Here is a 13721-nt window from a genome sequence, read left to right on the forward strand (position 1 = left end):
GCGGTCGGCCGCCCCCGCCGCCCCGCCCCGCGGCGGGGGGGGGCGGGCCCCCCCGCCGGCCCCCCCCCGCCCCCCCCCCCGCGCCACAGGCTCAATACCCGCGCCCCCTCCACCACGCCCTGCGGGCGCGGTCCCCCTCCCCCAGCAAAGCTGGGGGAGGAATTTGCTCGGCGGTCGCTACCCCAACGACGTGCTGATCTCCGGCTTCGACATCCTGTTCTTCTGGGACGCGCGGATGATGATGCAGGGGCTGCACTTCATGAAAGACGTGCCGTTCCGCAAGCTCTACCTCCACGGCCTGGTGCGCGCGGCGGATGGGCAGAAAATGTCCAAGTCGAAGGGCAATACGGTCGATCCGCTCGGGCTGATCGACCAATATGGCGCGGATGCTTTGCGCTTCTTCATGGCGGCGATGGAAAGCCAGGGCCGCGACATCAAGATGGATGAGAAGCGGGTCGAGGGCTATCGCAACTTCGCGACCAAGCTTTGGAATGCCGCGCGCTTCTGCCAGGCGAACGGCATTGGCGCGAGTGCGTCGGTCGCGCCGCCCGAGGCGAGCCTCGCGGTCAACAAATGGATCATCGGCGAAGTCGTCGAAACCGTGCGCGCGGTCGACGCGGCTCTCGCCGATCTGCGCTTCGACGGCGCGGCGAACGCGATCTACCAGTTCGTGTGGAGCCGCTTCTGCGACTGGTATCTCGAGCTGATCAAGCCGGTTTTGAACGACGACGCCGTGCAATACCCGTGGATGGGAGACGAAACGCGCGAAGTCGCGGGCTGGGTGCTTGACCAGATTCTGGTGCTGCTCCACCCGTTCATGCCGTTCATCACCGAGGAACTTTGGTCGAAGCTGGGCGTGCGGGATCGTGAGCTGATCGTCGCAGCGTGGCCACAAGTCGAAGCCGTCGAAATCGATCAAGGGGCGATGGCCGATATCGACTGGCTCATCCGCGTGACGAGTGAGGTTCGAGCCGCAAAGAACGAGCTTGGCATGTCGCCGGGAGCTATGCTGACCGCCTACGTCCGCGATCCAAATGATAAAACGCTGAGCAGGATCAACGCTTTCTACACGGCGTTGCGGAAAGTTGCGCGGCTGCAAGACGTCTATAATCAGGCGCCGTCGTCAGGCGCAGCGCTCCAATTGCCCATTGGGGAAGCGACTTATGTCATCCCGCTTGACGGCGTAATCGATGTGGACGCCGAACGCGCGCGCCTCACCAAGGGCATCGCCGCTGCCGAGAAGGAACGCGACGCGCTCGCCGGGCGCCTGGGCAACCCCAGCTTCGTCGAGCGCGCCAAGCCCGAGGCCGTTGAAAAGGCCCGCGCCGATCACGCCGACAAGGCCGCTGAAGCCGAACGGCTCGCGGCGGCGCTGGCGCGGCTCGGTTGATGGCCCAACCTGGCTCCGGCCCCGGCGCACGCGACCTGACCAGTGGGCCGATTGGCGCCACGCTGCTGATGTTCGCGCTGCCGACGCTCGCGTCGAACATCCTCCAGTCGCTCAACGGCTCGATCAACGCGATCTGGGTCGGGCGGCTGCTGGGCGAAAGCGCGCTGGCGGCCACCTCCAACGCCAACAACATCATGTTCCTGATGTTCGCCGCGGTGTTTGGCTTCGGCATGGCCGCGACGATTCTGGTCGGGCAGAGCTTCGGCCGCCGTGACATTGATGGCGCGCGGCGGGCGTTCGGATCGGCGGTGGGGCTGGTGTTCTGGAGCGCGGTGATCGTGGCGACGCTCGGCTGGGTGTTTGCGCGCGAAATTCTCTATCTGCTCGCCACGCCGGGCGATGCGATGCCGCTCGCGCTGATCTATTTGCGGGTCAGCTTCCTTGGGCTTCCCTCCGCAATGCTGATCGTGCTGATGACGATGGGCTTGCGCGGCGCGGGTGATGCCATGACGCCGCTGTTCGTCACTGCCTTTGCCGCCGTGCTCGATATCGGCCTCAACCCGCTGTTCATTCTGGGCTGGGGGCCGATTCCGGCGATGGGCATTGGCGGATCGGCGACCGCCTCGCTGATCGCCAATCTGGCGGCGGCGGTCGGGCTCGTCGTCTTTGTCTATGCGCGCGATTTGCCGATCCGACTGCGCGGGGCGGAGCTATCCTATCTGTTCCCGGCGCGCGATGTCGTCTGGGCCATCGTCAGCAAGGGCGTGCCGATCGGCGCGCAGATGATCGTCATCGCGGTCGCGGGGCTGACGATGTTCGGGCTGGTCAACCGGGAGGGCGTCGATACCAGCGCGGCCTTTGGCGTGACGCTCCAGCTCTGGGCCTATGTGCAGATGCCGGCGATGGCGATCGGCGCCGCAGTGAGCGCAATGGCGTCGCAAAATATCGGTGCGGGCAAATGGGACCGGGTGGAGAAGATCACCGGATCGGGCATATTGTTCAACATCGTGATCACCGGCACGATGGTGCTGGCGTTGATCGCCTTTGATCGACCGGTGATGGCGCTGTTTCTGGGGAGCGAGAGTGCAGCGCTGCCGATCGCGCGGCATATCCAGTTGATCGCGACCTGGGGCTTCCTTCTGTTTGGGATGACGATGGTGTTCTTCGGCGTGGTGCGCGCGAATGGCGCGGTGCTGGGGCCGCTCGCAATCCTGTTCGTGGCGATGTTCCCGATGCGGATCGGCTTTGCGCTGCTCGCGCGGCCGGTGCTGGGGGTGGATGCCTTGTGGTGGTCGTTCCCGGTCGGGTCGATCAGTACGGTGGTGCTGGCCGCGCTCTTCTATCGCTATGGCCCGTGGCGGCGCGAGCGGTTGACCGTGCCGATGGTGCACGAAACCGAAGGCAATGCGCACATCACCGCCGAACCGGGCGGGAGCTTCAAGCCGGTGGGTTAGGGGCTTGCGTGCTGTCATGCGGTGGACCAAAACCTCCGCATGACCAGCTATCCCGCGCTTCGCCTTCGCCGTACCCGTTCCGCGCCGTGGAGCCGTCGGCTTCATGCCGAGACGGTGCTGACCCCCGCCGACCTGATCTGGCCGCTGTTCATCGCTGCGGGGGACGGGGTCGAGGAGCCGATTGCGAGCTTGCCCGGCGTGTCGCGCTGGTCGGTTGATCTGATCGTCGAGCGCGCCAAGGAAGCGCTGGCGGCGGGCATCCCGTGCATCGCGCTGTTCCCCAATACCCCGCGTGAATTGCGCACCGATGACGGGGCGGAAGCGCTCAATCCCGACAATCTGATGTGCCGCGCGATTGGCGCGATCAAGGATCATGTCCCCGGCATCGGCGTGCTGACCGATGTCGCGCTCGATCCCTATACCGCGCATGGCCATGACGGGCTGGTCGACTCGCAGGGCTATGTCCTCAACGACGACACCGCCGAAGTGCTGACCGCGCAGGCGCTCAATCAGGCGGCAGCCGGGGCCGACATCATCGCCCCATCCGACATGATGGACGGGCGCATCGGCCTGATCCGCGAAGCGCTTGAGGACGAAGGCCATGTCAACGTCCAGATCATGTCCTATGCCGCCAAATATGCGAGCGCCTTCTACGGCCCGTTCCGCGATGCGGTTGGCTCGCGCGGGCTGCTGAAGGGCGACAAGAAGACCTATCAGATGGACCCGGCCAACGCCGAAGAGGCGCTGCGCGAAGTCGCGCTCGACCTCGACGAAGGCGCCGACAGCGTGATGGTGAAGCCCGGCTTGCCCTATCTCGATATCATCGTCCGGGTGAAGAGCGCGTTCGAAGTGCCTGTATTCGCTTATCAAGTATCGGGCGAATATGCGATGATCGAGGCCGCTGTGGCAGCCGGTGCAGCCGAGCGCGACGCGATGGTGCTGGAAACGCTGATGGCGTTCAAGCGCGCCGGTTGTTCGGGGGTGCTGAGCTATCACGCGCTCCACGCCGCGCGGCTGATGGGCGGCTGAGCCACTTGCGCCGATGATCACGACCGAGCGGCTGATCCTGCGCGTGCCCGAGCCGCGCGACCGGGCGGCGCTGCACGCGATGTGGGCCGATCCGGAAGTGATGGCCGAACTTGGGCCGGTGAAGGACGCGGCCGCCAGCGACGCGGCGCTCGCCAAGCATGAGGGCTATCGTCACGAGGCGCTTGGCTTTTGGACCGTCGAGCGGCGCGACGATGGGGCGGTGCTGGGTTTTTGCGGGCTGAAGCGCGGCGATCCGCATAATCCGATTGCGGGCGAAATCGAAGCGGGCTGGATCATCGATCGGCCCTATTGGCGGCAGGGATACGCTCTCGAAGCGATGGTGGCGGCGTTCGATTGGGGCTGGGCGCATTTCGATGCGGCCCGCATCGTCGCGATTACCTCGGCGATCAACCTCAAGAGCCAACGCCTGATGGAACGGCTGGGGATGCACCGGCTGGCCGATGGCAATTTCGATCATGTGATGATCCCCGAGGGCGATCCGCTGCGGTCGATGGTCACTTACGCGATCACCCGGCCATGATCGAAACCGGGCGGCTCATCATCCGCCCATGGCGTGAGCGCGACCGCGCGCCCTATTTCGCGCTCAATGCCGATCCCGAAGTGCGCCGCTATCTGGGACCTGCGCAGAGTCGTGCCGAGTCCGACGCCGCGCTCGACCGTCAGGAGGCAGCACAGGCCTTGCACGGCCATTGCTTCTGGGCGCTCGAGCGACGGGACGACGGCGTCCTGATCGGCTTTTGCGGCCTGCTGCCCGGCAAGCCGCCGATCGAAGGCAAGATCGAGATCGGTTGGCGATTAGGTCGGGCAAATTGGCAGCAGGGTTATGCGCGCGAAGCGGCTGAGGCGTGCCTCGCCTGGGGCTGGGCCAATCTGTCCGTTCCCGCGATTTACGCAATTACCGTACCCGCTAACACAGCAAGTTGGGGGCTGATGGAGCGGCTCGGCATGCAGCGCGTGCCCGACGGTGACTTCGATCATCCCGAGCTGCCCGAAGGCGACCCGCTCAGGCAGCACATAACCTACGCGATTGACAGGCCATGATCGAAACCGAACGGCTAATCGTCCGCCCCTGGCGCGACACCGACCGCGCGCCCTTTGCGGCAATGGGGCAGGATCCTGAAGTGACGCGCTTCCTCGGACCACTGCGGTCGCGCGCAGAGAGCGACGGCTTGATCGACCGCATGATCGCGATGCAGGCCGAGCATGGCTATTGCCTCTGGGCGGTTGAGCGGCGCGTCGATACCGCCTTTCTGGGCTTTTGCGGGCTGAATGCCGGACCGATGGGCACGCCGCTGGAGGGCGGGCTGGAGATCGGTTGGCGGCTGGCGCGCGCCTATTGGCGGCAGGGTTACGCGCGCGAAGCGGCGCTGGCGTGCCTCGACTGGACGTGGGTCAATCTGGCGATTGACGGATTGTTTTCGATGACCGTGCCGGCCAACACCGCGAGCTGGGGGTTGATGGAGCGGATTGGGATGCGGCGGCTGGCCGATCAGGACTTTGACCATCCCGGCGTGCCCGACGGTAGTCCGCTCAAACGCCATATCCTCTATCGCCTTGATCGACCCTTTATTAACCATCTTCGCTGAAGAGGGTCGCGCGCTCGTTTGGCGCCGCGATCTTGGGGGCGAATATGGACATGTCGGCAACGATAACCGCAGAACGCCCGCGCCAAGCGACGGCCACCGCGTTCGTCGCCGCGATCTTTGCAGGATCATTTCTCCTCTTTCTGGTCCAGCCGATGGTCGCCCGCATGGCGCTGCCCAAGCTTGGCGGCGCGCCGAGCGTGTGGAATTCGGCGATGCTCGTTTATCAGGCGCTGCTGCTGGGCGGCTATGGCTATGCGCACGCGCTCGGTCGGCTGAGCCCGCGCGCGCAGGGCGGCGTGCATCTCGGCGTGCTGCTGGTGGCCGCGCTGTGGCTGCCGATCGGGCTGATCGCGATCGATTTGCCTGCCGATGCCCAGCCGGCGATCTGGGTGCCGTGGCTGCTCGGCATGTCGATCGGGCCGTTGTTTTTCGCGGTATCGGCGCAGGCCCCACTGCTCCAGCGCTGGTATTCGAGCGCGAGCGGCGGGCGCGATCCCTATGCGCTTTACGCCGCCTCCAACCTCGGCAGTTTCGGCGGGCTGATCGCCTATCCGCTGCTGGTCGAGCCGCTGCTCGCGGTGCAGGCGCAGCGTTGGATTTGGAGCGCAGGCTATGGTGTGGTGATCCTGCTGGTCGCGGGTTGCGCGGTGATGCTGCCCAAAGCGGCGGCGCGCGCGGCGTCCAAGCCGACCAGCACCGCACCGAGCCGCGCCACAACTGCGCGCTGGGTGCTGTTGGCGTTCGTGCCGTCAGGGCTGATGCTCGCCGCGACGACCTATATCACCACCGATATCGTCGCGATGCCGCTGCTGTGGGTGATCCCGCTTGGCCTCTATCTGCTGAGTTTCTCAATCGCCTTTGCCAGCAATCGCGCGGCGGCAGATCTCATCACGCGGTTGTCGCCGCTGGTCGTCCTGCTGTTCGGCGGGATCATGGTGAGCGGGTTCGAATCGCGCGCGTATTTGAACGCCATTCTCGCGCTGATCCTGTTGTTCACGGTGTCGGTCGCGCTCCACACGGCGATGTACCGCGCGCGGCCCGAGCCCGACCGGCTGACGGGATTCTACCTCGCGATGTCGCTTGGCGGTGCGCTGGGTGGGGTGTTTTCGGGGCTGATCGCGCCGCTGCTGTTCGACTGGACATGGGAATATCCGCTACTGATCTTGCTCGCCGGATTGCTGGTGCCGCAGGCATTGACGATCGCGCCGCTGGCGGGGGTCTGGGGCACCACGCCGCAGCGCCACCGGATCATGACGCTGGCGGTGGCGCTGGCGACGCTGCTTCTCGTGATTGTAGCGCTGGGTGGCGCGGCTGGGCAGGGGGTTGGCGGCCAGCGCGGACTCATCTTCGCGGCGATCGCGGGCCTCGGCCTGATTGTCTTGGGCCACCGCGCCGCGTTCATGATCGTGCTGGGCGGTGCCATCGCGATCTTCGGCGGCTTTGCGTCGCTGATGCTGTCGCTCAATGGCGACGCCCGCACGCGCAGCTATTTCGGCGTCTACACGGTGCGGCAAAGCGCGACCGAACGCCAGCTCGCGCATGGCACCACCGTGCACGGCACCGAGCTGATCGGGTCGGTCCAGCGCGAGGTTACGCCGACGACCTATTATGTTCCCGGCTCGGGCGTGGGCGAGGCAATGCTGGCGGCGCCACGGCTGTTTGGTCCGCAGGCGCGGATCGGCGTTGTCGGCCTCGGGGCAGGGACGCTGAGCTGCTACGCCCGCGCGGGGCAGCATTGGCGGATGTTCGAAATCGACCCCGCAATCGTCAGGATCGCGCAAACGCGCTTCGGCTATCTGCGCCGCTGCTTGCCGGGTGCCGATATCGTTGTGGGCGACGCGCGACTGGCGCTGGCGGTTCAGCCGAACGCGAGCTTCGATCTGCTCGCGCTCGATGCCTTTTCGTCGGACGCCGTGCCGATGCATTTGATGACGCGCGAGGCCTTTGCCCGCTACGCCAGCGTGTTGGCGCCAAACGGGCTGCTGATGGTGCACATCTCGAACCGGTTCCTCGATCTTGAGCCGGTCGTAGCCGCCAATGCCAAGGTCGATGGCTGGCACGCCGCAGCGCTGGTCTATCGCCCGTCGATCAAGCCGCGCGAGGGCGAGACCGTGTCGCAGTGGATTGCACTCAGCCGTGATGCGGCGACACTGGTCGCGCTGACCAAGGGCAATCCGGGCTGGGTGCCGCTACAGGGTCGACCGGGTTTCGCGCCGTGGACCGACGATCATTCGAGCATTCTGCCGCTGCTCAAATAGCAAGGCGCGGGATGAGGCTGGCGCGAGCTGTCCGTTCAGTGTTTCGATGATGACGCCCTCGTCATCATGCTGCGTCGTTGCCTGCGCGCGCGCTGCCTCAAGCGCGGGATAGGCTGGGTGGCCTTCCGCCGCGCGATCGATCGCGTCGCGTTCGAGGTCGGTCAACGTTGACGATGATTGCACGCGCAACACATCGAGATCAGCAAGCGCTGATTGTGCATCGAGCCAGGCGTCGGTGCCGGCGGGCTGCCCCTGCGCGGCCTTGACGAGCGCTTCAGCGCGGGCGGCCTGCGTCGTGAAATCGGCGTGGGTCCTGGCGAGCGCTGCGGTGGCGGTCGCGACGCGGGCATCGAGTGCGGGATCGGCGACAATTGCCGGGCTGCTCGGCATCGGTTCGGAATCGTCGCGCGTCTCGATCGCACGCGGCAGCAGCGAGGGGAAACGGCTCGATGGCTGGGCGCAGCCGGCCAGCAACAGCAACAAGAGCAGGGGGCGTTTCATCACCGCCGCTCTATGCGTGGCGCCGTCGGTGCGCAACGGGCTTGCGCAATCGGGGTTAGCCCTCTAAGGGACCGCTTCTCACGCACCCATAGCTCAGCTGGATAGAGCATCAGACTACGAATCTGAGGGTCGGGCGTTCGAATCGCTCTGGGTGCACCATTTCCCTTTCCGCTGGCAAACAAGTCGCTTGAAGGCGATGATTCGCGCGGCTTTTTGCGTTGCGAACTCGCTAGCCGCGTGGGCGTCCGCTGTCGTGCAATCCCCAACTTAATTGACGATCTGTAACCCGATTGTCACGCGCCACCACTAGCGCGGTTTACTGAAAATTAAGGATTCGCGCGACCCGCCACGGCGGGCAATCGGGGGCATGGCATGAATTATCTCGGACGCACCGGCAGGATCGCAGCACTCGACGTTGATGCGGGCGCGCTCACCGATAACCGCGCCAATCTCTTCCTGGACGCCAATTATTTCGCGATGCTCGAAGCGGGCAACTCGCCGCCGGTGGCGGACACGGCGGGCTTTGTTGGCGTGCCGAGCCCCGAAAGCCAGACGGGTGGCGCGATTGCCAGCGACATCATCAATGTCGGGCCGACGCCGCAGGACACAGTGCGGTTTTTGCTTTCCAGCGGCAATTTCACGCAAAACTGGTCGGGCGTGTCGATCCCCGCCGACGACAATTGGAGCAATGTCGGGAGCATCGTGGGCTATCGCGGCGACGGGCTCACCGCCTCGACCGGCACCGATCCGCGAACCCTGACCGCCAATGTCGCGGCACCGGTGATCGACGTCAATGCCAACCAGACCAACCCGAATACGTTTACGACCGGTGGTGTTACCTATTTTAGCGGGGGCCTGGTCGGCAATGATGCGGTCGTCGCGCTTGCCGGTTCGGGCACAGCGACCGCGCCATATTTGCAATTCTATCTCGATTCGACCGGCAGGCAGAACGTCACAGTCGCGTATCGACTGCGCGATCTGGAGACGGGCACCGACAATGCGATCCAGCAGGTCGCGCTGCAATATCGCACGAGCCCGACCGGCGCTTGGACCAATGTGGCGGGTGGCTATACTGCCGATGCGACCAGCGGGCCGAGCCTCGCGGGTCCGGATGTCAACGTCAGCGTGACGCTGCCGAGTGATGCGAACAATCAGTCGCAGCTCGAACTGCGCATCATCACGACGAATGCGGTCGGCAATGACGAATGGGTCGGCATCGACGACATCGTTGTGTCGAGCAGCCCAGGCGCCACGTCGGTGACCGTCAACGACGTCTCGATCACCGAAGGCAACAGCGGCACCAGCCTGCTGACCTTCACGATCACGCGGTCGGACAATGCGGGCGCTTTCTCGCTCGACTTTGCGACGGCGGACGCGACCGCGACGGCCGGCAGCGATTATGTCGCGACCAACGGCACCCTGACATTTGCCGCGGGCGGCGCGCTGACCCAGACGGTCAGCGTGACGATCAACGGCGATACGACCGCTGAGGCTAACGAGACTTTCCAAATCAATCTGTCGAACCTTGCCAACACCACCGGCACGGCATCGATCACCGACGCGCAGGGCATCGGCACGATCACCAACGACGACGCGACGCCGCCGAGCATCACGATCAACGACGTCTCGATCGTCGAAGGCAATGCGGGGACCTCGATCGCGACCTTCACCGTCACGCGCACCGGCGGCACCGATGCCTTTTCGGTCGATTTTGCGACGGCCAACGGCACCGCAACCGCAGGCAGCGATTATGTCGCGACAAGCGGCACGCTCAATTTCGGCGTCGGCGTCAACACCCAGACCGTCAGCGTCACGATCAACGGCGACACCGCGTCAGAGCCGGCCGAGACCTTCTTCGTCAACCTGACCAATGCGACGGGCGCCACGATCGTGGCCGACGTGCAGGGGCAGGGGACGATCACCAACGACGATAATACACTGATCAGCCAGATTCAGGGCGACAGCTATTACAGCCCGCTGCTGCGCGCGTCGGGCGTCAGCGGTTTCAACGTCGCGTCGAGCTTCACCGTGACGGTGCAGGCGATCGTGACCGCGCTTGACGGCGTCGGCAATCGCCAGGGCTTCTACATTCAGGAAGAACTCAGCGATCAGGACGGCAATCCGTTCACGTCGGAAGGCATTTTCGTGCTGACGCGCACCGACGGCAATGTCGGGTCGGCGCTGTCGGCGGTGGCGCCGACGCTGCGGGTCGGCGATCTGGTGACGCTGACGGCCAATATTCAGGAATATCAGGGCTTCAGCACGAACCTGCCGATCACCGCGCTTGTCAACGCGACCAGTATCACGATCAATTCGTCGGGCAATACGCTGCCGACGATCATCCTCGACGCGTCGGTCAACATTCCCAACCAGTCCTTCACGCGGGTGACGCCTGACTTCACCGACTCGGTCGACAATCCGGGCGACAGCTTCGATGCGGCCAATTACGGCATTTCCTTCTGGGAAACGGTCGAGGGCAGTCTGGTCTCGATCCCCGATGTCCGCGTCGCCGACGGCTTTGTTTCGACCTCGGGTGGCCAGCCATTCTTCAAGGCCTATTCGGGGGTGCACGCCAACCCCGAGCAGATCAACAGCCGCGGCGGCTACACGATTGGTGGTGATCCCGCGCTGTCGCCACCCAACACGCCGAGCGTCAACGACGACGTCCAGACTGGCGGACGCGTGCTGCACGAAGGCGATACCAATCCGGACATTTTCGAAGTCGATTTTACGGGCTTCGCGACGGCGGCGCCCGCCGGGCTCGCGACAAGTGCAACGATCGGCGACCGGCTGGGTAGCCTCACGGGCATCATCGATTTCGACTTTCAGGAACTCAAGCTGTACGTCACCAACTTTGACGCAGCGAGCATCCAGACGAGCGGTCAGCCCGCGCCCGAAGTCGCGACCTTCACGCCGGACAGCCGCCAGCTGACCTTCGCGACCTTCAACGTCGAAAACCTCGATCCGACCGATGGCGCCGCGCGCTTCACCGCGCTCGCGAATGCGATTGCGACCAACCTCAAGGCGCCCGACATCATCTCGTTTGAGGAAATTCAGGACAATAACGGTGCGGCCGCAGGCGACGGCACCAACGCGACCGGGACCGACGCGTCGACGACGTGGCAGATGCTGGTCGACGCGCTCAATCTGGCGACCGGGCAGAATTACCAGTGGGTCGACGAGCTGCCGATCTATAATGCCGAAGGCGGCGAGCAGAGCGGCAATATCCGCGTCGGTTTCGTGTACAATACCAACCGCGTCCAGCTCGGTGATCTGGCCGCGAATGCGACGATCGCCGAGCGCCGCCAGTTCACCGATCGCATCGGCGACGGCGTGCGCGATGCGGGCGACCGGATTCTCTATTCGGACAATCAGGTCACCGGCATCAACACCGCTGACTGGGCGAACACACGGCGCTCGCTGCTGGGCCAGTTCACCTTCAACGGCGAAACGGTGTTCGTCGCCGCCAATCACTTCCCGTCAAAGGGCGGGTCGGGCAATTTCTGGCAGTTCAACCAGAATCTCGAAACCGGCAACCCGACCAATGCCGCGTTCGACCGACGCAGCCAGGTGGCTGAGGACCTCTATACAGTCTTGAACTTTATCCAGACCAATTCGCCGAATGCCGGGATCATTTCGGGCGGCGATTATAACGACTTCCAATTCTATCGTCCGCTCGAAGCCGCGACCGGCTATGTTTTTGCCGACGGCACCGCGCGCAACGACGGGGCGCGGCTTACCAACCTGACGCTCACCCTCGCCGAGGCTGAGCGCTATACCTACACCTTCGACGGGCGCAGCCAGGCGATCGACCATATTCTGGTCAACCAGCAGCTCGCCGATATTGCGACCTATGACGTCGTTCACATCAATACTGGCTATCTTACGACCCCCTTGGGTCGGGCCGCGGGCAACCCCGGGCTGTCGGATCACGATCCGGCGGTGGTCCAGCTCGACTATCGCCAGCGCGCCGAAACGCTCAATGGCACGGCGGCGAGCGAGACGATCAACGGTTTTGGTGGCAATGACATTATCGATGGCCGGGGCGGGGCGGACACGCTGATCGGCGGGCTGGGCGACGATCTGTTCTTCGTCGACAGCCTCGACGACGTGGTGACCGAGAATGCCGGCGAAGGGTTCGATGAAATTCGCACGTCGGTTGCGGGCTATGTCCTGCCGACCAATGTCGAGCGGCTGGTCTATACCGGTACGGCGAACCAGAACCAGTCGGGCAATTCGGGCGACAATCAGTTCACCGGTGGCTCAGGCAACGATACGCTCGATCTGAGCCAGGGCGGCAACGACACTGCCAATGGCGGCGAGGGCAATGACGCCTTCTTCTTCGGCGCGGCCTTTGATGCCAATGACTCGGTCGATGGCGGCACCGGGACGAACGACCAGATCGGGCTGCAGGGCAATTATGGGGCGCTGACCTTGGGCGTCAATTCGACGCGCAATGTCGAAGTGCTCGCGGTGCTGCCGGGCGCGGGGTTCAGCTATAATATCACCACGATCGACGCCAACGTGGCAGCGGGTCAGGAATTGGTGATCTTCGGCACCAATTTGGGCGAGACCAACAATCTGACCTTCAACGGATCGGCCGAAACCGATGGGTCGTTCCGGGTTTATGCCGGGCTCGGCGTCGACAATATCACCACCGGTGCGGGTAACGACGGCGTCTATTTCGGCCCCGGCCGGTTCGGCGCGGGCGACTTCGTCAACGGCGGGGCAGGCACCAACGATCAGGTCGCGCTCGACGGCAATTACACCGCGACGATCAGCGGCACCCAGCTCCAGAATGTTGAAGTGCTGGTGCTGTTGCGCGGCGTGACGGGCGATCTGGCCAATTACAATATCACGCTGGCCGATGATCTGATCGGCACGGGGCAGACTTTCACTGTGTTCGGGCTGGCGGTCGAGACCGGCTTCACCCTCGATGCCACCGCCGAGACCAATGGCAATGTCACCGTGTTCGGTGGCAGCGGCAATGAAACGATCACGACCGGCGCAGGCAATGACCGGATTTTCGGTGGTGGCGGCGCCGATGTGCTGAGCGGCGGCGCGGGGGCGGATACCTTCGTCTATGACGCGGTCAGCCAGTCGACCGGTGCGACTTACGACCGGATCGCGGGCTTTGTGTCGGGCGTTGACCGGTTCGACTTCAACTTCACCGTGACGGGCGTTGATGCGACCGTGGGCGCGGGGTCGCTGTCGACGGCGAGCTTCGACGCCAATCTGGCCGCTGTCATCGGCGCGGGACAGCTCGCGGCGAACCACGCCGTGCTGTTCCAGGCCGATGCGGGTGACCTGGCGGGGCAGACCTTCCTCGTCGTCGATGCCAATGGCGTCGCGGGGTACCAGGCGGGCAGTGATTACGTGATCCAGCTCACCATCCCGCCCGCGTCGCTCGTGACGGGTGATTTTATTTAGAGAATCGGTGCGCTGTAGTCCTTCGCAGGATTTGTAACTTTTCTGTCATCGC

8 protein-coding genes, 1 tRNA gene and 1 pseudogene are annotated in these 13721 nt (G+C 64.5%); 9 read left to right on the plus strand and 1 reads right to left on the minus strand.

Annotated features, from left to right (window positions below):
- Window positions 1–166: 166 nt before the first annotated feature.
- The 7 genes and pseudogenes from K2W81_RS10050 to K2W81_RS10080 all read left to right on the plus strand — a co-directional run.
- Window positions 167–1390, plus strand: a pseudogene (locus K2W81_RS10050) (class I tRNA ligase family protein); the annotation flags it as partial.
- Window positions 1390–2844 carry an MATE family efflux transporter gene (locus tag K2W81_RS10055; RefSeq protein ID WP_294103896.1) on the plus strand — a complete coding sequence of 485 codons (1455 nt, stop codon included), beginning with the start codon at window positions 1390–1392 and terminating at the stop codon, window positions 2842–2844. The pseudogene K2W81_RS10050 and the gene K2W81_RS10055, both read left to right, overlap by 1 nt.
- 39 nt (window positions 2845–2883) lie before the next feature.
- Window positions 2884–3873: a porphobilinogen synthase gene (hemB, locus tag K2W81_RS10060; protein ID WP_294103897.1), complete on the plus strand. Its 990-nt coding sequence runs from the start codon at window positions 2884–2886 to the stop codon at window positions 3871–3873.
- Between the two features lie 13 nt (window positions 3874–3886).
- Window positions 3887–4414 carry a GNAT family N-acetyltransferase gene (locus tag K2W81_RS10065; RefSeq protein WP_294103899.1) on the plus strand — a complete coding sequence of 176 codons (528 nt, stop codon included), beginning with the start codon at window positions 3887–3889 and terminating at the stop codon, window positions 4412–4414.
- Window positions 4411–4935 carry a GNAT family N-acetyltransferase gene (locus K2W81_RS10070; protein WP_294103900.1) on the plus strand — a complete coding sequence of 175 codons (525 nt, stop codon included), beginning with the start codon at window positions 4411–4413 and terminating at the stop codon, window positions 4933–4935. Before K2W81_RS10065 ends, K2W81_RS10070 begins: the two co-directional genes overlap by 4 nt.
- Window positions 4932–5480 carry a GNAT family N-acetyltransferase gene (locus K2W81_RS10075; protein WP_294103902.1) on the plus strand — a complete coding sequence of 183 codons (549 nt, stop codon included), beginning with the start codon at window positions 4932–4934 and terminating at the stop codon, window positions 5478–5480. The genes K2W81_RS10070 and K2W81_RS10075 overlap by 4 nt, the downstream gene beginning before the upstream one ends.
- 50 nt (window positions 5481–5530) lie before the next feature.
- Window positions 5531–7738, plus strand: a complete 2208-nt coding sequence (locus tag K2W81_RS10080) for a spermidine synthase (protein WP_294103904.1) — start codon at window positions 5531–5533, stop codon at window positions 7736–7738.
- Here the strand turns inward: K2W81_RS10080 and K2W81_RS10085 are convergent.
- Window positions 7670–8239: a hypothetical protein gene (locus tag K2W81_RS10085; RefSeq protein WP_294103906.1), complete on the minus strand. Its 570-nt coding sequence runs from the start codon at window positions 8237–8239 to the stop codon at window positions 7670–7672. The genes K2W81_RS10080 and K2W81_RS10085 overlap by 69 nt on opposite strands.
- 82 nt (window positions 8240–8321) lie before the next feature.
- Between K2W81_RS10085 and K2W81_RS10090 the strand changes: the two genes are divergently transcribed.
- Window positions 8322–8398 (plus strand) — tRNA-Arg (locus K2W81_RS10090).
- 213 nt (window positions 8399–8611) lie between these two features.
- Window positions 8612–13669, plus strand: coding sequence for a Calx-beta domain-containing protein (locus K2W81_RS10095; RefSeq protein WP_294103908.1), 5058 nt, complete (start codon window positions 8612–8614; stop codon window positions 13667–13669).
- The last annotated feature ends 52 nt before the right edge of the window (window positions 13670–13721 follow it).

Origin of the sequence: Sphingomonas sp. (genome assembly GCF_019749955.1) — a bacterium.
Taxonomy (GTDB): domain Bacteria; phylum Pseudomonadota; class Alphaproteobacteria; order Sphingomonadales; family Sphingomonadaceae; genus Sphingomonas.